Annotated in this window: 14 protein-coding genes; 8 read left to right on the top strand and 6 right to left on the bottom strand. The window is 61.6% G+C overall.

The features are described 5' to 3' along the window. Positions 1-9: 9 nt before the first annotated feature. Genes BLP82_RS12985 through BLP82_RS12975 form a run of 3 tightly spaced genes read left to right on the top strand, consistent with a single transcriptional unit; the run spans position 10 to position 1782 of the window. Positions 10-651: an FMN-binding negative transcriptional regulator gene (locus BLP82_RS12985; RefSeq protein WP_092168322.1), complete on the top strand. Its 642-nt coding sequence runs from the start codon at positions 10-12 to the stop codon at positions 649-651. A gap of 2 nt (positions 652-653) precedes the next feature. Continuing rightward, positions 654-1100 carry a GNAT family N-acetyltransferase gene (locus BLP82_RS12980; RefSeq protein WP_092168319.1) on the top strand — a complete coding sequence of 149 codons (447 nt, stop codon included), beginning with the start codon at positions 654-656 and terminating at the stop codon, positions 1098-1100. Between the two features lie 10 nt (positions 1101-1110). After that, on the top strand, positions 1111-1782 hold the full coding sequence (locus BLP82_RS12975; RefSeq protein WP_092168316.1) for a GNAT family N-acetyltransferase: 672 nt from the start codon (positions 1111-1113) through the stop codon (positions 1780-1782). A 93-nt stretch (positions 1783-1875) separates the two neighbouring features. On the opposite strand, the gene BLP82_RS31615 is transcribed toward BLP82_RS12975, so the two are convergent. Continuing rightward, on the bottom strand, positions 1876-6822 hold the full coding sequence (locus BLP82_RS31615) for an OTU domain-containing protein (RefSeq protein WP_256576593.1): 4947 nt from the start codon (positions 6820-6822) through the stop codon (positions 1876-1878). A gap of 176 nt (positions 6823-6998) precedes the next feature. Further along, positions 6999-7898: a homocysteine S-methyltransferase family protein gene (locus tag BLP82_RS12965; protein ID WP_092168313.1), complete on the bottom strand. Its 900-nt coding sequence runs from the start codon at positions 7896-7898 to the stop codon at positions 6999-7001. Between the two features lie 114 nt (positions 7899-8012). Between BLP82_RS12965 and BLP82_RS12960 the strand changes: the two genes are divergently transcribed. From BLP82_RS12960 to BLP82_RS12950, 3 genes are all read left to right on the top strand, one after another. Further along, positions 8013-8834 (top strand): ABC transporter substrate-binding protein, encoded by an 822-nt coding sequence (locus BLP82_RS12960; RefSeq protein WP_092168310.1) that lies wholly within the window; start codon positions 8013-8015, stop codon positions 8832-8834. Next, complete coding sequence (locus BLP82_RS12955) at positions 8831-9664, top strand: amino acid ABC transporter permease (RefSeq protein ID WP_060739974.1); 834 nt, start codon at positions 8831-8833, stop codon at positions 9662-9664. Before BLP82_RS12960 ends, BLP82_RS12955 begins: the two co-directional genes overlap by 4 nt. A gap of 496 nt (positions 9665-10160) precedes the next feature. Then, positions 10161-12203 (top strand): autotransporter outer membrane beta-barrel domain-containing protein, encoded by a 2043-nt coding sequence (locus BLP82_RS12950; protein ID WP_371914134.1) that lies wholly within the window; start codon positions 10161-10163, stop codon positions 12201-12203. A gap of 208 nt (positions 12204-12411) precedes the next feature. Here the strand turns inward: BLP82_RS12950 and oadA are convergent, their stop codons facing one another. Both oadA and BLP82_RS12940 read right to left on the bottom strand, forming a co-directional pair. Then, positions 12412-14220 (bottom strand): sodium-extruding oxaloacetate decarboxylase subunit alpha, encoded by a 1809-nt coding sequence (gene oadA, locus BLP82_RS12945; RefSeq protein ID WP_092168304.1) that lies wholly within the window; start codon positions 14218-14220, stop codon positions 12412-12414. 102 nt (positions 14221-14322) lie between these two features. Then, a complete protein-coding gene (locus BLP82_RS12940; protein WP_025216234.1) occupies positions 14323-15738 on the bottom strand; it encodes an acetyl-CoA carboxylase biotin carboxylase subunit in 1416 nt (471 codons plus the stop codon). A gap of 187 nt (positions 15739-15925) precedes the next feature. Between BLP82_RS12940 and BLP82_RS12935 the strand changes: the two genes are divergently transcribed. Beyond that, entirely contained in the window at positions 15926-16888 is a 963-nt protein-coding gene (locus BLP82_RS12935) for a LysR family transcriptional regulator (protein ID WP_060739971.1), read from the top strand. On the opposite strand, the gene BLP82_RS12930 is transcribed toward BLP82_RS12935, so the two are convergent. Both BLP82_RS12930 and hexR read right to left on the bottom strand, forming a co-directional pair. Further along, the gene (locus BLP82_RS12930; protein WP_092168301.1) at positions 16830-17039 is read right to left on the bottom strand and encodes a PA3496 family putative envelope integrity protein; all 210 of its coding nucleotides are present in this window, start codon (positions 17037-17039) and stop codon (positions 16830-16832) included. The genes BLP82_RS12935 and BLP82_RS12930 overlap by 59 nt on opposite strands. A 275-nt stretch (positions 17040-17314) precedes the next feature. After that, on the bottom strand, positions 17315-18181 hold the full coding sequence (gene hexR / locus BLP82_RS12925) for a transcriptional regulator HexR (RefSeq protein ID WP_003187110.1): 867 nt from the start codon (positions 18179-18181) through the stop codon (positions 17315-17317). A 422-nt stretch (positions 18182-18603) separates the two neighbouring features. Here hexR and BLP82_RS12920 point away from each other — a divergent pair, with 422 nt between their 5' ends. Continuing rightward, a complete protein-coding gene (locus BLP82_RS12920) occupies positions 18604-18918 on the top strand; it encodes a hypothetical protein (protein ID WP_092168298.1) in 315 nt (104 codons plus the stop codon). The last annotated feature ends 47 nt before the right edge of the window (positions 18919-18965 follow it).

Here is an 18965-nt window from a genome sequence, read left to right as displayed (position 1 = left end):
AAAATCATCATGTACAACCCCAAAGCCTTTGCCGTCGAAGACTTGCCCCCATTGCACCAGATGATGGGCGATTGCCGCCTGGCCGTGCTCGTCACACACGGTGAACACGGTTTGCAGGCCAGCCATTTGCCGCTGTTGCTGGACACGCAACAGGGGCCGAACGGCACCCTTTACGGGCACATGGCCCGGGCCAATCCACAATGGCGCGACTTGCAAGCCGGCGCCGAGGCCCTGGTGATATTCGCCGGTGCCGAGGCCTACGTCAGCCCGGGTTTCTACCCGAGCAAGGCCGAACACGGCAAAGTCGTGCCGACCTGGAACTACGTGGCCGTACACGCCTACGGCAGCGCGGAGGTGTTCAGCGACGCGCAGCGCCTGCGCAACCTGGTCGGCGCCCTCACCGACCGCCACGAAACCGCTCGCGAGCAGCCCTGGAAAATCGACGATGCACCGCCGGAGTACATCGACAGCATGCTCAAGGCCATCGTCGGCTTCGCCCTGCCCATCCAGCGCCTGGAAGGCAAGCGCAAGCTCAGCCAGAACCGCAGCCCCGCGGATGTCGCCGGGGTACGCAACGGCCTGGCCGCCAGCCCCGACCCGCAGGACCAGACGCTCGCGCGGCTGATGCCTGATCCATCGTCCAAGGAGTGAACATGAGCCAGATTGAAATCCGCCGCGTCAGCGCCAACGATCACGCCGCGTGGCTGCCGCTGTGGCAGGCCTACTTGCGTTTCTACAACACCGAGCTGCCGGAGGCGGTCAGCCAAAGTACCTGGCAGCGCTTGCTCGACGAACGCGAGCCAACCCACGGTGCCCTCGCCTGGAACGGCGACACGGCAGTCGGCCTGGTTCATTTCATCTACCATCGTTCGAACTGGAGCATCGAAAACTCCTGCTACCTGCAAGACCTGCTGGTGACAGAACAGAGCCGTGGCACCGGTGTGGGTCGCCAGCTCATCGAATTCGTCTACACCACCGCCAAGGCCGATGGCTGCTGCAAGGTGCACTGGTTGACCCACGAAACCAACGCCACGGCGATCCAGCTGTACGAGCGCATCGCCGAGCGCCCAGGCTTCATTCAATTTCGCAAAGCCCTTTAAGGAGCCCCCCATGTCGTCTTCACTCGCTGATTGGAAAGGTGTCCCGGCGCCGTCTGCGCAGTTGCTCGAAGGGCGTTTCATTCGCCTGGAAAAACTCGATCCGGCGCGGCATGCCGACGGCCTGTGGCAAGCCCTCGAAGGGCCCGGGGCCGATCCGAAACTCTGGGATTACTTGCCCTATGGCCCGTTCAAGGATCGCGGCGCGTTCGATGCCTGGCTGAACAACCACGCCGCCAACACCGACCCGTATTTCTTCAGCGTGATCGACCGCGCCAGCGGCGAGGTGCAGGGCATTCTCAGCCTGATGTCCATCGTCCCGGCCCAGGGCCGCATCGAGATCGGCCACGTGACCTTCGGCGCGCCGATGCAGCGCTCGCCGAAAAGCACCGAGGCGGTCTACCTGCTGGCGAAGGAGTCTTTCGCCCTGGGTTACCGACGGCTGGAATGGAAGTGCAACAACGGCAACGCCCGCTCCAAATATGCCGCCGAACGGCTGGGGTTCACGTTCGAGGGTGTGTTCCGCCAGCACATGGTGGTCAAGGGCCAGAACCGCGACACCGCCTGGTACTCGATGCTGGATTCGGAATGGCCCGCTATTGGCGCCGGGTTCGAACGCTGGTTGAGCGAGGAGAACCAGCGCGAGAACGGGCAGGTGCGCGGCTTGGTGGAGTGCCGGTCCTAGGTCCGATGCCGGCCACTTGCCCCGTGGTTGGCTGTAAGCCAAAAACCCGTGGCGAGGGAGCAAGCTCCCTCGCCACGGGCGTTGGTTGGCCTGTCAGGACTCAGGCGGTTTCCTCGTGGCCAGGAATGGCTTGAGCACCTCGGGCGTCACCCCTCTTCGGGCAAACGGCCAGGCCCATTGCGGTATGGCCCCATGGGCGTTCACATAACTGGCGAAATCCAACCGGCTGTGCCCCGCAAGCCCCCCCGAAAAATCGAAGTTGTAGAGGAAGTACTGGGCTTGCCTGTCGCTCATGCTGTAGGCATCCAAAATCAGCCGATGCGCCCGGGCCTCATCCTGGGTCAGGCTGTCGATCAAGGCGCTCGTGAACGTTAACTCGCTGTCGAGCGCACCGGGTCGGCCCAGTACGAACCGGATGTTGTCGTTGCTGAAGTGCGGCCCGGTCAGATCCAGCCAAATGCTCCGGGCGCTTGCGCGCGTGATCCCGCGCATGGCGAGAATGGACGACCACAGGTCCGGCCTGTTGAACAGGATCGCGATCCGGCTATTGGAAAACGGCTGGCCCGGCGCACTGAACAACCTGGCGACAGCAGACAAGTCGCTGTCCCTGACGTATCGGGCCTCCAGGATAAAGCCGGAGAACGCCAGCAAGGCCTGCCGATGCGTGAACAGGTTTTGCAGATTCCAATCATCGAACGGCTGCATCCAACGGATATCGACGCTGCCGTACAGCTCCAATTCGTCATAACGGCCCGTGAGATATCGGGCAATGAGTTCAAGCCGCGCATCGGATAAGCCAGGGGTGCGTATCCATTGCGCAAGCAGGTTCAAGGGGAACAGCCCGCCCAGGTTGGAAGCGATCAAGGGTGACTTGAGCAGGATGGTCGCCCGCCTCGACAAGATAGGGAATCGTTGGAGGGCGACAGTCAGCAGGTCGACCAGGTCCTCGGCCCGATCGTATTGAATGAATTGCGCCAACAGATCTTCATCGTCGAACAGGCTGCGGCCGGTTTCCTCCTTGAACCTTATCCCGACCTTCTTCAAGTCTCCACTGTCCACCAGATAGGCACCGTTGAGCGTGTTTTCGAGTTGGTCTTCAGTGAGATGGCCATGCATGGCCTGGTCGTAGCGGACGTACGCCATGCTGTTCTTGGGGTGGTGATCGGTCAGGTCCCGGGCCTTGACCCCGTACTCGAGCATGATATGGAGCACGTCCTGGGAGAACATGAGGAATTCATTGTTGAGCAGCTCGGCAACCTCCGTATGCTCGACAGGCGCCAGCAGCGTGTCCTCGAAAAAGCTCTGCAAGGACTGATCGTTTTGGGTGTAGTAGGGAATGCTGCTCAGCACCGGTCGCCCCGGAGCCCGGTGAGATAGGAAGCTGCCGATGTGGCGCAGTATTTCCGGCGGCAAGGCGGCGTCCGATGCCCGGTTCAACACCCTGCGCGCCATGTCGTCTGCATGCAGGTGCAAGAGCCTCAGCAGCGGTTGAAACAGGTTATGCGGGTTGCGCATTCCGTAGACAATCTGACTCAGGTCGAATACCGCCCCCTCGCCCAACAGGTTCTCCAAGGGACGGGCATTATCGACGAGCGCCTGCTGCAACCCGGTGGGCTGCGTCACCAGGTAATTGTTGAGCTCCGGGTGCTGATCGATGTAGGCGGCGGCTTCATTGCGCAGCCCCTGCATCGAAGCCGTCGGTTGCGCCTGCCCGTCGTTCAAGCCCCGCGCGAGGGCGTTGAAGAAGCAATCGCCGTCGGCCGCGAACATGACGTCCGTATCGTCAGCCAGCCTCAAGGTGTAATGGTTTTCCTCCGTGCGTATCAACACCACGTCGGTGCTTGACCTGAGCGGATGCGTGCCCGATGGGTAGCTGCTTTCGTACTGCCCTGGGGTGAAACGCACGGTCCAATCCCGGTGCCCATGGCGTCGATCGATGATCAGCAAGCTGCGATTTCGCGGCCAACTCGCAATACGGGTGATGAAGGAAGGCACCAGTTCCATGATCTGGACGTCCCATACCCCTGGCGTACGGATCAGGTCGGAAACGGCGCGAAGCGAGGGTGCCGGTCGCTTGGGGTCTGAAGGGCCCGGCTGGGGAGAGCCTTGCGACGATCGTTTGCCTCCGCCCAGGCCAGAGCCTACGGCGCGCCACTCGCCATCGGGCCCACGGGCCACCGTGCTCCTCATCACCCCGCTGGAGCGGATGCTAAACCCCGTGGCCGGGTTGACGATGGTGGCTTCGGTGGCGTTGAGCGGCGTATGGTCGTGCACCCGGAACACCGTCCCATCGGGTTGCCGTACATACACCTGGCGCGTGACGCGGCCCGTGGCGCCGTCGGTGATGGCGGGGCGATAGAAGCCCCGGGTATCCGCTGACAGCCCACGGAGCAACGCGGTATCCGTCACGGCATAACGGCGGTACAGGGCATCCTCCAGGGGCAATCCGAGCAGCGCTTCAGTCGAGTTCTGCCGAGCCGCTGCCGGCAGGAAAGTCCCCTGGCCTCGTACCTTGAATGACACGCCGCCGAGGCCTGGCGACCGTCGGGTGTTCGCCACCGTGTGCACGAACATCAGCGTGTCCAGGTGCGTGGGCACGGCACCGGTCTTGAGCACCAGCAAGCCCGTTTTGACCGCACGCGTCAGCATCTGGAAACCGGGGATAAGCAGCAGCCCTGCCAGGTCCATGACCAGCTCCACCACCATCATCGCCAGCCTCAAGGCGGTTTGGTGACTGATATCCCGGTTGCTGTTGGAGCGGTGATCAGCATGGGCGCTGTGGAAGTTGACGTGGGCCCGGTGAAAGTCCTCGAGGAAGTTGCCACTGATCAGGAACCCTCGAACCAGGGGGCGACCGCGATATTGCCCCAACGCACGCTTGATCTCCTCCGGGTCGAGGGTGGACATGCGCGAACGGAAATACGTGCGCCATTCTTCTTGTTGCAGCAACCCCGTGACGCCATCGCTCAGGTCCGAAAATTCATGGAAGTCATCGCCATGAGGGCTGTCCGGGAAATAGACGCCCACGGTTCCCTCGATCAGCGGCCCCGCTTGGTCAGAAAGAATCAGCACGCCATCGATACTGATCGCGTTGCCCAGGGTGCCGTGCTGCAAACCGACGGTGCCGCCCAGGAGAAGTCCGTAGACGCGCACGCTGCGCCCGCCGACCGATGGGCGCTTGGCGGCGGTGGGCGATTGCAGCAGCGCCTCCAGCCAGGCCGCGACCCGCTTCTGCGCCTTCGGTGGGCTGGTGTCGGGATTGATCACCGTCGCCGTGAACACATCGTCGCCCCGGAGCCCGGCCGCGTAACCTTTGAACTCGAGGTTGGCCAGGTACGCCGCCTGCCAGGCCGCCTTGTAGTGCGGCGCGTTCATTTGTTCGCGAAGCAGGATTTCATAGCGGCCACCGGCATCGATGCTCGACGCCATCCGGGCCAGTTCGCCCCCGGTCACCGTGATCAGGAAACCGCTTGCCGGGTGCCGGACACGTTGACCATGCCGGTCGACCAAATCAACGGCCTGCACTTCTCTCATCGCGTTCGGGTACTGCGGCGCACGCAGATTATCGAGCATCAACTGCGTCAGGCTGCTGGTCCGGGACTGTCTCGGATTGGCCCGATCGCCGAAGAACAGCCTGACCATGGTCCGGTCCGGATCCGGCTCTATGCGCGGGTGGATGCTTTGCTGAAGGTATTGCCGGATCTCCTGGCGAGTGAACTGCACCAGCGTCGGGACACCGCTGCCCAACGCGTAGACGGCCTGGAATACCCGGTCTTCGAGCTGGCGATAGCGGGCCTGTTCGGCCCGCGTCGCGGCTTTGTAGAAACCCGGGCGACGATTGTCCACCAAGGTTTCCTGGCGGGCCGCCAGTGGCCCGGTCAGTGACAACATGGGCAAGCCAAGGGCAGCTTCCGTTCGCTGGGCAAAGACATCCACCGGCACCGTTGCGTTGTCCGGCGCATCCAGTACTGCATCCAGGGCAGCGCTTTGCATCTGCAGCAAGTCCGCTGCCGCCACCTCGAACACATGCCCGGCCAGTTCAGGGGACATATCCCGGATCGAGCGTTCCTGGCCCTCGTGGAGCGGACGGACGTTGTCGACCAGGTCCTGGAAAGAATGAAATCGCTGCAGCCCGCGTTCCAGGGAATACAGGAACAACGAGGGCCGGTCGGTGAACTTGATCACCATCGCCGCGGGCCATTTCTGCGGCGAATCCGTGCCCTGGTCGAGCAGGACGGTATAGACATGGGGAATGGGCGCCCGTAGCAGCCGGTTCCTGTCAGCCTGGGAAGGATGGGTGGTGATGAGGTCCAGCAGGCGATCGTCATCGGCCTGCTGGATTCGCGCGGCTTGGGTGAGTGGAGCGGCAGGATCCCGATCCGCTTTATACAAGTTGAACAGGTGCAGGAATCGTTGGGAAAGCAATTGGGCGAGGACCGCTTCAGCCGTGGACGGTGCGTTCGCCTCGCTGGCGTCGCCGCGGTTCTTGCCCAGGCGAAAGCGCGCCAGTTCGTCACGGAACTGACCTTTCACCCGGTCGTTCGCCGTGGGCCGGGAAATATGGAACACCGATTCCAAGGTCCGTAGCGTCTGCGCATCCGGTTGCCGGGCGAATACGCTGTCGGCCTCCTCCAGCGAGTCCGGACGGGTGAAGAAGCCGACGCCACCGTTCGTGAAGTCAGGCGCGGTGTCGCTGAGCAAACCGTTGTGCAGGACATCGGTGAAACGCTCCGAGGACGTCAGGGCACGGCCACCGGCCTGGTCCGTGGTAAAGCGGTTCACGTAGCAGTTATCCGGATCGATATCCGCAAGCAGCGATGGGCGGAATCTGTCGGCGGGAATCTTCGCCTTGAGCAGGTTGACCAGCAGGTTCCCAAGCACCCCGCCGAACGTGGGAAGGCCTGCAAACAACTGGGTGAGTTGAATCTGGTTGGTGTCCAGCAACTCCAGTTGCCTGAGTTGCACCCTTGCCTGGGCGCTGAGCGGTTCGCCCTGGGGGACGACGGCGTTGGCCGGGTCGCCTTTGGAGAAAATAGCCATCTGAATGGTCCGGTTCTGATTGAAGAATCCGGACCCTATCGCGCCGTCGCCGCCCAAACGGCATACATATTTATAGCGTGGCTAGGCAGCCTGGCGAAAAACGTAATCCAACGTGTCGCCCTCTATCGATGGCCGTGGGGCCGGCCTGGCGTGAGGGCAGTCACCCGCCAGACGGCTCAGCCCAGTTGCTGCGCCAATACCGCAATATGCTCCGGCCCGATCCCGCAGCAGCCGCCCAAATGGCTGGCCCCGCGCTTGCGCCAGTCCGCCGCCCATTGCAGGTAACCCGGTGGATCGAGGTCTTCGCGCAACGGGTCCAAGCCGTCGTTGGCGGTCGCTTCCTTGGGTTGCGGCGGAAAGGCGTTGGCATAGGCGCCGATGTGGATCGCCACGCCCAGGCGCTCGAAGGTATCGCGGGCAGCGTCAATCGCCGCGCCGATCACCTCCGGTTGGCTGCAGTTGAACAGCAGCACTTCGACGCCCAGTTCGGCCGCCACTGCCGCGGCTTCCGCCACCGGTTCGCCGGAGCGCAGGCGCGGTACTTCATCAGTGTCTTCGTCTTTCAGGGTGAACGACAGCCAGAACGGCTTGCCGTCCTTCGGCAACCCGGCGTGAATCGCCCGCGCTTCAACGGTCGAGCTTTGGGTCTCGGCCAGCCACAAATCGATGTGGGGGGCCAAGCCGCTTACCAGGGGCGCCAACAGTTCACTGGCGCGGGAAGCGTCGAACAGATCCGGCCGATAGGAACCGAACAGCGGCGGCAGCGACCCGGCCACGCGCACCGCTTTGCCTGAGGCCTGCACCGCCCGTTGCGCCAACTCGCCAGCCAGCGCGGCCAGGGCCTGGCCTTCGGCGGCGAAACGCGCTTCGCCAATATGGAACGGCACCACCGCATAGCTGTTGCTGGTGATCACGTTGGCGCCGCTGGCAATGTAGGCCGCGTGCACGGCTTCTACTGCCTGGGGCGCTTCGCTCAAGGCCAGGGCCGACCACTCGGGCTGGCGGAACGGCGCGCCCCGGCGTTGCAGTTCGCGGCCCATGCCGCCATCGAGAATGACTGTCGTTGCTGCGCCCATATGCGATTCACTCATAAGCTTATGAAAAATACTCACTACCGGAGTTGTTCTTATAACTATTTAATACGCACCATTCGGTTAACTACAACTTATTTTTCTACCCAGGGACTTTCCGTGAAATCACAACCATTGCTGGCCCTGGGCCTGACATTGCTGGCCGCCTCTTCGCAAGCGTTTGCCGGTGCCACGCTGGATCGCATCGAACAGAAAAAAGAACTGGTCGGCGTGTTGATGGAAAGCTATCCGCCCTTCTCGTTCCTCAACGATCAGAACCAGCTCGACGGGTTCGACGTCGATGTGGCCAAGGCCGTGGCGCAGAAACTGGGGGTGAAGCTGCGCCTGGAGACGCCGTCCTGGGACGTGATCGCGGCCGGTCACTGGAGCGGGCGCTATGACATCTGCATCTGCTCCATGACGCCGAGCAAGGCCCGCGCCGAAGTGTTCGACTTCCCGGTGCAGTACTACGCTTCGCCCGCGGTGATCGTGGTCAACGCCAAGGACGACCGTATCCACGGTGCCAAGGACTTGAGCGGCAAGAAAGTCGGCCTGACCAGCGCCTCCAGCTACGAAAGCTACCTGAACAAGAACCTGGTGATCGAAGGCGCCGAGGATACCCAACTGAGCTATCCGTTCGAGGACGTGCAGGTCGCCCCGTACGATACCGACAACGTGGCGTTCCAGGACTTGGGCCTGGGCGCCGGGGTGCGCCTGGACGCGGTGCTGACCAACCTGGTGACGGCCCAGCCGCGCCTGACCGAAGACAAGCGCTTCAAGCTGGCCGGCGAGCCGCTCTATTCCGAACCGAACTCGGTGGCCATCGAAAAAGGCGACGCCCAGTGGGACAGCAAGGTGCGTGAAGTCTTCGCCCAGTTGAAACAGGACGGCACCTTGAGCAAACTCTCGCAAAAATGGATCGGCGCCGACATCACCCAATGACTTCTTTTCCACCCCCTCAGCCACCGCCATCGGTGGCTGAGTCACGTCTGCAGAAAATCTTCGGTTTCCGCACCCGGCTGTATCTGACCTGGGCGGCCATGCTGGTGCTGTTCGCGAGCTTCTTCCTGAGCTTCGACCTGAAGTTCTCCATCATCCTCGACAAACTGCCGAACCTGCTGGGTGTGCACCTGGCGCCCAATGGCTTTTTGCAGGGTGCGGTGCTGACGTTGTTCCTGTGCCTGTGCTCGATCGTCGCCTCGTCATTGCTGGGCTTCATCACCGCCCTGGCGCGGCTGTCCAGCAGCGCGGTGGCGTTCGGCATCGCCAGTTTCTACGCGTCGTTCTTTCGCGGCACCCCGCTGCTGATCCAGATCCTGCTGATCTACCTGGGCCTGCCCCAACTGGGCGTGGTCCCGGGCGCCATCGCCGCCGGGATCATCGCCCTGTCGCTGAACTACGGCGCCTACCTGAGCGAAATCTTCCGCGCCGGCATCCTCGGCGTTCCCAACGGCCAACGCGAAGCCTCCCTCGCCCTGGGCCTGAGCGAAACCGTGATCTTCTGGCGCGTCACCCTGCCCCAGGCCATGCGCACCATCATCCCGCCGACCACCAACCAATTCATCTCCATGCTCAAGGACTCTTCGCTGATCTCGGTGATGGGGGTTTGGGAGGTGATGTTCCTGGCGCAGTCCTATGGTCGTTCCAGCTATCGCTACATCGAAATGCTCACCACGGCGGCGATCATTTACTGGTTGATGTCCATTGCGCTGGAGCTGATCCAGGCGCGGATGGAGCGGCATTATGGGAAGGCGTATCTGAATAACCGCTGAGCTGTTGCCAGAATTGCCGGTATGACTCACCCGCATGGCCCGGTACAAAAACCTGTGGGAGCGAGCTTGCTCGCGATGACGCCGGCACAGCCAACATCACCGCAAACTGCCTCACCGCTATCGCGAGCAAGCTCGCTCCCACAGGAGAAACACGTTCATTCCTAACCATGCACCGAGCCTAGGCGAGGTGCCGAGTGGTGGAGTATTGCTCCGTCAAACGCCGGTCAAATAGAAAGGTCCGTGGGGGCTGTAAGGCAAAGCTTCGAACCATGAAAGCCAACGAACCGCCACGCTGATCACAGCACGAGCAGCCTACAGATTTCATCCGCCGAATCTTGCCCGCGGTGAGAAAACGGCTGGCATCGCCGCCCAGGTGGAATTTTTAAAGTGCGACCTCTTCCATCAGAGGTCCCATTCGATGCCTACCCAACACCTGTTTCTGCCCCAGCATCTCGCGTTGGCAATTGCCTTGGCACTTGGCTGTGTCGAGGTTTCGATGGCGCAGTCCGTTGACGGGCCACCCCGTCCATACGAAACAACCGCCGAAATGCAGACTCGCCTCAAGGCGTTCGCAGCTACGCCGGACATCAATATCAAGCGGGTCACCAACGCCCAGGAAATGCCGCTGTCGCAGGACGACGGCGACGACCTGGTGATTGTCAGCAGGCAAGGCGAACTCGTCGGGCTCACCGACGGTGGCGGCGGCGCCAATGTCTTGCAACTGGAGATCGCCAAGGGCGGCGAGTTAGGCGAGATACGCAATATCCAGGATGTGTATTTGAAGCGAGGCGAATGGTCGAACGGCAAGGATTTCGACAGCCGCAGCCTGATTGATTCGAACGCCAAATTGATCAACACCGGCCGTATCGGTGGTGCGGTTCACGTTTTGGGTGAGTTCGCTAACCAAGGCACCGTCGCCGGACCGGTCTTCGTGGGGAAAAAGGCCAGGTTCAGCGGCAACGGGACGGTCGACGCGCTGGACGTGGCGGGCTCGCTGGAAGTCGGCCCTGACATGGGCGCCCCTTCAGTGGTCAACGACCTCAGGTTTTCCAAGGGCGCGACGCTGGTCTATGGGATCGACGCAAAGAAAGGCGGCGCCACGATCAAGGTCGGCGGCACCGCCATCCTGGACAATGCCATCTTGAAAATCGCAGCCGTACCGGGTGAATACATCGACACGAGCAGACACATCGTGATCGACGCGGATACGGTCGAGGGGGAATTCGGGAAGATCGTCAATGACCTTGCGTACATGACGGCTACAGTGGACTACACCACAGGAAAACAGGTCGGCCTGACCTACACACGTAACAATGTCCCGCTCGAACAGGCCGCGACCACTGATAACGGCCAGGCACTTGCAGCCAGCATCCTGGCGCCGGCCTCAGAACCCGTCGTCACGGCAACAGCCCCACAACCGCCTGCCACCGAGCCGCCACCCCATCACGTCACACCCAAGCCCGCGGAACCCGCAAAAATCGCCAGCGCCGCGCCCACCCCCGCCAGCCAAGCGCAAACCACCCAACCGGGCCCCAAGCCTAACGCCGCCATCAACGCCCTGCTCGGCAGCAACCTAGTCATCGCCGCCGATGGCCTCGACCAGTTGAGCGGCTACGACACCGCCGACCTGGGCAACGCTACCCTGAGCAGTGTCGCGCCCATCAGCACCGGCATGCTCGCGGCCATGGGCCAGAACACTCCGCAGGGCGCCCACGGCAATGGGCAGGTCTGGGTCCAGGCCATCGGCAACAGTGGCCGCGTCGGTAAGCATCTGGACGACTACGCGCTAAAGCATTCGACAACAGGTTTGCTGCTGGGAACCGACTGGGCGATCAACCCGACTTGGCGCCTGGGGGTCATCGGCGCCAAGAGCGAGACGCGGCTGGACGGTCATCGATTCGATGGCCGGCTCGACAGTTGGCATGTCGGCGCCTATGCCTTGCGCCAGGATGGGCCGCTGGCGCTACGCTTGGGCGCGGTGTATGGCGATCACGACGGCAGCACCAAGCGCCACGTGGCTTTCAATGGTTTCAGCGATCGACTCAAAGGTCGTTACGACGCCAACACGCAGCAGGTCTTCGGGCAAGTCGGCTACAACCTGGACGTCGGGTATTTCGATGTCGAGCCCTATGTCCAACTGGGCTACCAGCGCTACCAACGCGATCGCTTCACGGAGAAAGGTGGCGACGCGGCGCTGCGGTTCGAGAGCCAGACCCAAGACCACTACACCAGCGAGCTGGGCCTGCACCTCGCCCGCCCCTTCGTTCTTGACCAGGGAGCGCGGTTGACGCCGCGCCTGAATGTCGGCTGGAAACACCTTTATGGCGACGTCCGAGGCAGCTCCCGTCAACGTCTGGTCGGCGGCGGCAAGACCTATACCGTCGAAGGCATCGAGCTGGACCGGGACAGCTTGCTCCTGGAAGCCGGCCTGGACCTGGCCGTTTCGCCACGACACACCTTGGGGGTGAGCTACCAGGGTGAAAGCGGCCAGGACAATCGCAACGGCGCGCTGGTGGGGCAGTGGCGGATGATGTTCTGACTCATTTTCGGCAGACACCACCACCCCCTGTGGGAGCAAAGCTTGCTCGCGATGCAAGCGACTCGGATCCAGCTTGGTACCGAGGCGCTACTATCGCGGGCAAGCCTTGCTCCCACAGGCTCGCTCCTACAAGGACTGCGGAAAATTGGGCAAAAAAAGGGGAGCACATGCCCCCCCGAGGTTAAAACGTTGTATCGAGGCTGTTAACTCAGCCTTCGATCTCGATCAGGATCTCGCCCGGGTTGACCCGGTCGCCCTTGGCCACATGAATGGCGGTGACCTTGCCGGCGATGGCCGCCTGCACTTCGGTTTCCATCTTCATGGCTTCGGTGATCAGCACCGCTTGGCCGGCCTTCACCACGTCGCCCTCCTTGACCAGGACATCGACGATGTTGCCCGGCATGGTGGTGCTGACATGGCCCGGCGCAGTGGCTTGCTTGCGCTTACTGCTGCCGCCGCCGACAAACTCATTGAGCGGTTCGAACACGACCTCTTCCGGCATGCCATCGATGGACAGGTAGAAGTGACGCTTGCCTTCAGCCTTGACGCCCACACCGGTGATGTCGACACGATAGGTTTCGCCGTGAACGTCGATGACGAACTCGGTCGGTACGCCTTCGCCGCCGGCGGAACTGACGCTGCCCGCCTCGGGGATTGGCAGCAGCACTTCCGGGGTCAGGGTGCCGGCGTCGCGTTCTTCGAGGAACTTGCGACCGATGTCCGGGAACATGGCATAGGTCAGCACGTCCTCTTCGGACTTGGCCAGCGCACCGATTTCGCCACGCAGCTTGGTCATTTCCGGCTTGAGCAAATCGGCCGGACGCACGTCGATCACCTCTTCGCTGCCGATGGCCTGGCGACGCAGCTTTTCACTCACCGAACCTGGCGCCTTGCCGTAGCCGCCCTGCAGATAGAGCTTCACTTCGTTGGTGATGGTCTTGTAGCGCTCACCGGCCAACACGTTGAAGAACGCCTGGGTGCCGACGATCTGCGAGGTCGGGGTCACCAGCGGCGGGAAGCCGAGGTCTTCGCGTACCCGCGGGATCTCCGCCAGCACTTCGTTCATCCGGTTCAGTGCGCCCTGCTCTTTCAACTGGTTGGCGAGGTTGGAGATCATCCCGCCCGGTACCTGGTTGACCTGGACGCGGGTGTCCACGGCGGTGAACTCGCTTTCGAACTGGTGGTACTTCTTGCGCACGGCGTAGAAGTACAGGCCGATTTCCTGCAGCAGCTCCAGGTCCAGCCCCGTGTCGAATTCACTGCCTTTAAGGGCAGCGACCATCGATTCGGTGCCCGGATGGCTGGTGCCCCAGGCGAAGCTGGAAATCGCGGTATCAATGTGATCGGCACCGTTTTCGATGGCCTTGAGCTGGCACATCGCGGCCAGGCCGGCGGTGTCGTGGGAGTGGATGAACACCGGCAACGATTGCTCGGCCTTCAGCGCTTTCACCAGTTCGCCAGTGGCATACGGGGTCAGCAGGCCGGCCATGTCCTTGATCGCCACCGAGTCGCAACCCATGGACTCCATCTGCTTGGCCTGGGCCACGAACGCCTCGATGGTGTGCACCGGGCTGGTGGTGTAGGCGATGGTGCCCTGGGCGTGCTTGCCGGCGGCCTTCACCGCTTCGATGGCGACCCGCAGGTTACGCACGTCGTTCATCGCATCGAAAATACGGAACACGTCGATGCCGTTGACCGCGGCCTTGGCCACGAACGCCTTGACCACATCATCGCTGTAATGGCGGTAGCCCAGCAGGTTCTGGCCGCGCAGGAGCATCTGCAAGCGAGTGTTGGGCAGCGCCGCGCGCAGTTGGCGCAGGCGCTCCCACGGGTCTTCCTTCAGGAAGCGCACGCAGGCGTCGAATGTCGCGCCGCCCCAGACTTCCAGCGACCAATAGCCGACTTTATCGAGCTTGTCGCAGATCGGCAGCATGTCTTCGGTGCGCATGCGGGTGGCGAGCAGCGATTGGTGGGCGTCGCGCAGGATTGTGTCGGTTACAAAGATTTTCTTGGACATTTCAGGAGCTCCTCATAGCGGCAAGCTTCAAGCTACAAGCTGCAAGTAAAAGCTGATCCGCTCTCACTTGTAGCTTGGCGCTTGCAGCTCGCCGCTGCTTGTTCATAAGCCTGCGTGGGCGGCAATGGCGGCGGCGATGGCCAGGGCCAGCTCTTCGGGTTTGCGCTTGATCGAGTAGTTGGTCAGTTCAGGGTGGCTTTCAACGAAGCTGGTATTGAACTGGCCGCTGCGGAATTCCGGATTGCGCAGGATCTCCTGGTAATACGCGGCGGTGGTCTTGACCCCCTGCAGGCGCATGTCATCCAGGGCTCGCAGGCCACGGTCCATCGCTTCTTCCCAGGTCAACGCCCAGACCACCAGTTTCAGGCACATCGAATCGTAGAACGGCGGAATGGTGTAGCCGGTGTAGATCGCCGTGTCGGTGCGTACACCCGGGCCGCCAGGGGCGTAGTAACGGGTGATCTTGCCGAAGCTGGGCAGGAAGTTGTTTTTCGGGTCCTCGGCGTTGATCCGGAACTGCAACGCGAAACCCCGGTGCAGGATGTCTTCCTGCTTGACCGACAGTGGCAGCCCGGAAGCGATGCGGATCTGTTCGCGAACGATGTCGATACCGGTGATTTCTTCGGTGATGGTGTGTTCCACCTGCACCCGAGTGTTCATCTCCATGAAGTACACCTCGCCTTCGGCGAGCAGGAACTCCACGGTGCCGGCATTCTCGTAGCCCACGGCCTTGGCCGCGCGCACCGACAGGTCGCCGATGTAGGCGCGCTGCTCGGGCGTCAACTGCGGGCTCGGGGCGATTTCGATCAGCTTCTGGTTGCGACGCTGGATCGAGCAATCACGCTCGAACAGGTGCACCACGTTGCCGAAACTGTCCCCCAGGATCTGCGCTTCGATGTGCTTTGGGTTGACGATGCATTTTTCCAGGAACACTTCCGCCGAACCGAATGCCTTGGTGGCTTCGGAGATGACCCGGGGGAAGGCCTGTTCCAGTTCTTCCCGACTGTTGCAGCGACGGATACCGCGACCGCCGCCGCCAGACGTGGCCTTGAGCATCACCGGGTAACCGATCCGATCACCTTCGGTCAGCGCTTCTTCAATGCCCGATACGTTGCCTTCGGTGCCTGGCGTGACCGGCACACCGGCCTTGATCATGCTGCGGCGCGCTTCGGTCTTGTCGCCCATGCGGCGAATGACTTCCGCCGACGGGCCAATGAATTTGATGCCGCGTTCAGCGCAGATGTCCGCCAGTTCGGCGTTTTCCGAAAGGAAACCGTAACCGGGGTGCAAGGCATCGCAGCCGGTTTCCACCGCCAGGTTCACCAGTTTGCGCGGGTTGAGGTAGCCGGCCAGCGGATCGGCGCCGATGCTGTGGGCCTCGTCCGCACGCTTGACATGCAACGCATGACGGTCCGCGTCGGAGTAGACCGCGACCGAGCGAATGCCCATCTCGGCGCAAGCGCGCACGATGCGGACGGCAATCTCACCACGGTTGGCGATCAGGATCTTTGTTATCAATTGGAGGTTCCCTTGAGCCGGTGATACCACGGCCTGAGGTCCAGGCCGACGCGTGACCAGATGTAACAATTGGTCGCAGCTCCACACTAGTCCTGGCTGTGGATTAACAAAAATGAATAATTATTGGGTCGTGCATAAGCAAAGACTTATAGTTGCATTATCCGTCCCACTCCAGAGTGCCTAGAAAATGCGTAAGTCATTGATGCGTATGACGTTGCGTCAATTGCAGATTTTCAACGAGGTGTGCGACCTGAGGTCTTACAGCCGTGCAGCCGACGAAATGTCTCTCACACAACCGGCCGTTAGCCTACAGATCCGATCCCTGGAAGAGCTGATTGGCCAGCCGCTGTTCGAGTATGTCGGCAAGAAACTCTACATGACCGAAGCCGCCGAAGCCCTGCAACGTGCCAGCCGAGACATCTTCGGGCGCCTGGAAAACCTCGATATGCAGCTCTCGGACATGCAGGGGTCGCTGCAAGGCCAATTGAAGCTGGCGGTGGAGTCCAGCGCCAAGTACTTCGTCCCGCACCTGTTCGCCGCGTTCAAGCGCCAGCATCCGGAGGTCAATCTGAACCTCACGGTGGTCAACCGGGGCCAGGTCATCCGCCGCCTCTCGGACAACCGTGACGACCTGGTGATCATGTCCATGGTGCCCCAGGACATGGGCCTGGAGTTCCTGCCCTTCCTCAACAATCCGATCGTCGCCGTGGCGCCGCCCGATCATCCGCTGAGCCACCTGGGTCCGCTGCGCTTGCAGGACCTGGAGCCCTACACGCTGCTGTTGCGCGAACCGGGGTCCGGCACGCGACTGGCCTGCGAGGAATACTTCAAGGAGAAACGGGTGCATTTCACCCAGACGCTGGAAGTGGCGTCGGCGGAAGCCCAGCGCGAATGCGTGGTGGCCGGGCTGGGCGTGGCGCTGTTGACGCGCCACGCCGTGAGCCGGGAGCTGTCGTCCGGCGCACTCATCGAGCTGCCGGTGGAGGAGTTGCCGCTGTACCGCAGTTGGTGCCTGGTGCAGGCCAGGGCCAAGCGCCTGTCACCAGTGGCCCACGCCTTCCTGGCGTTCGTGCGCGGTGAGCGCGCTCAGATCATTGGCCTGGTTGAGCGTTTCGACGGGAAACCGCCGACGATGCCTGCCAGTAATTGAATTCTGCCACGTCAGGAAATTCGCTGATCTCGGCCAGGAGCTGGCGCTGCTCATAGCGGTCTTCGATGGCGCGACGGAACGCCATGCGGCGCTGATCTTCCTGCTGACGACGGGTTTTGACGGCGCTGCGTTCTTCGTAGGACTGGGTCATGTCGAGACTCCCAAGACGTATACGGGAGTTTCACGATGACGGCGCGCGATGACCGTTTGGCGGCGCGGGAGTTACAGAACGATGAATTCCGGCGATTGGATCTTTTGGAGGGTAAGCCTGTGGCGAGGGGATTTATTCCCGTTGGGCTGCGAAGCACTCCTCCCAAGAAGCCCCCACTTCAAATAGATACCCCTGAGGACAGCTTGGGACTGCTGCGCAGTCCAACGGGAATAAATCCCCTCGCCACAAGAGCGCTTGCCCTACTGACTTGGGATTTAGTCGTCCAGCGCCTTCACCGACTTGGGCGACAGCCGCAGGCTGCGAAGGCTGCGCTTCACGCTCTTGAGGTGGTTGACCAAGCTCGGGCCACGGGCCATGGCGACGCCCATTGCCAAGACGTCGATCACCACCAGGTGGGCGATGCGCGAGGTCAGCGGCGTGTAGATCTCGGTGTCTTCATGCACGTCGATGGCCAGGTTCACCGTGGACAGCTCCGCCAGTGGCGTCTGGCTCGGGCACAAGGTGATCAGCGAGGCACCGCTTTCACGCACCAGGTTCGCGGTGATCAGCAGATCCTTGGAGCGCCCCGACTGGGAAATGCAGATCGCCACATCGGTGGGTTTCAACGTCACTGCCGACATGGCCTGCATGTGCGGGTCGGAATAGGCTGCCGCCGTGAGCAGCAACCGGAAGAACTTGTGCTGGGCATCGGCCGCCACCGCGCCCGAAGCGCCGAAGCCATAGAACTCGACACGCTGGGCCTGGGACATGGCCGTGACAGCCTTTTGCAACGCCACCGGGTCAAGTTTCTCGCGAACCTCCATCAACGTATGCAGGGTGGTGTCGAAGATTTTCAGGCTGTAGTCCGCCACCGAGTCATCTTCATGGATCGCAAACTGACCGAAGCTCGCCCCAGCGGCCAGGCTTTGCGCCAGCTTGAGTTTCAGGTCCTGGAAACCCGAGCAACCAATGGCCCGGCAGAAGCGCACGATGGTCGGTTCACTGATGCCGACGCTGTGGGCAAGATCGGCCATGGAGCTATGCATCACGGCCGCTGGATCAAGCAGTACGTGATCGGCGACTTTCAGCTCCGACTTGCGCAGCAAGTGGCGTGACTGGGCGATGTGTTGCAACAGGTTCAAGGCGCTGGACTCTTGTTATGGGCAAATGCCGGGATGTAGCAAGCTTGTAGTTATACTACAAGAATTGGCGCTTTGCCCGTCCAAAACGTAACTGGATTGCCGCGCTGCCCCCTTGTTTTGGCCGAGGATCGCCAGATGTAGCAGCCTGGGCCTTGGCGCAAACCCTCTGCGCTGCCGATCGGTTGATCCCCAGACGCGACCTGAGCCTCTGGCTGGGGGAAACCATCTATTCAATCACTGACTACTTCCCCAACAACATACTCCAGCCGTCATCGATAATATGACCCACGGAAAATCTGACAACTCACTCGACAACTAACGTATTCTTACAATCCCAATCGCAATTTCCCAGACACCATCAAGTCAAAGTCGATATATTGGCTCCCGCAGGACGCAATCAACTAACTACAGGAGTTACTATCATGAAAATCACAACTAAAGATTGGAACGCACAAATCGATCGCATGCCAGGTGCCGCGTCGTTCCGTACCTTTGGCACTGTAACCGTCCCCCACACCGGCATTACGCCAAAGCTGGTACGAAGCCCGATGCAGGACAAGTCCTTTGATCTTCGACTGGAGTTGGAACTTGAATCTTCCAATGAAGTTTCACTGCCGGTCATAACCGACAAAGTCGTCGAATACAGAGTACCGGGCGAATCTCATGTCACCGGCGTGAGCATTTTTTTCGAAGGGCAGTTGCTGCATCACATTGATGAAGTACTCGTGACCAACTAAGCGCATGTTAATAACTTCCCGCCAGACACTAAAAGCGTCTGGCGGGA

It is taken from the genome of Pseudomonas sp. NFACC37-1, assembly GCF_900101575.1.
Taxonomy (GTDB): Bacteria; Pseudomonadota; Gammaproteobacteria; order Pseudomonadales; family Pseudomonadaceae; genus Aquipseudomonas; species Aquipseudomonas fluorescens_AA.
The sequence above is the reverse complement of the archived record's forward strand: the minus strand, read 5'-3'. Positions and strand labels throughout refer to the sequence as shown.

Excerpts from the sequence above, each read along its gene's own strand:
- BLP82_RS12985 (WP_092168322.1), top strand. The coding sequence starts at position 10 with ATGTACAACCCCAAAGCCTTTGCCGTCGAAGACTTGCCCCCATTGCAC.
- BLP82_RS12980 (WP_092168319.1), top strand. The coding sequence starts at position 654 with ATGAGCCAGATTGAAATCCGCCGCGTCAGCGCCAACGATCACGCCGCG.
- BLP82_RS12975 (WP_092168316.1), top strand. The coding sequence starts at position 1,111 with ATGTCGTCTTCACTCGCTGATTGGAAAGGTGTCCCGGCGCCGTCTGCG.
- BLP82_RS31615 (WP_256576593.1), bottom strand. The coding sequence starts at position 6,822 with ATGGCTATTTTCTCCAAAGGCGACCCGGCCAACGCCGTCGTCCCCCAG.
- BLP82_RS12965 (WP_092168313.1), bottom strand. The coding sequence starts at position 7,898 with ATGGGCGCAGCAACGACAGTCATTCTCGATGGCGGCATGGGCCGCGAA.
- BLP82_RS12955 (WP_060739974.1), top strand. The coding sequence starts at position 8,831 with ATGACTTCTTTTCCACCCCCTCAGCCACCGCCATCGGTGGCTGAGTCA.
- BLP82_RS12950 (WP_371914134.1), top strand. The coding sequence starts at position 10,161 with ATGGCGCAGTCCGTTGACGGGCCACCCCGTCCATACGAAACAACCGCC.
- oadA (WP_092168304.1), bottom strand. The coding sequence starts at position 14,220 with ATGTCCAAGAAAATCTTTGTAACCGACACAATCCTGCGCGACGCCCAC.
- BLP82_RS12935 (WP_060739971.1), top strand. The coding sequence starts at position 15,926 with ATGCGTAAGTCATTGATGCGTATGACGTTGCGTCAATTGCAGATTTTC.
- BLP82_RS12930 (WP_092168301.1), bottom strand. The coding sequence starts at position 17,039 with ATGACCCAGTCCTACGAAGAACGCAGCGCCGTCAAAACCCGTCGTCAG.
- BLP82_RS12920 (WP_092168298.1), top strand. The coding sequence starts at position 18,604 with ATGAAAATCACAACTAAAGATTGGAACGCACAAATCGATCGCATGCCA.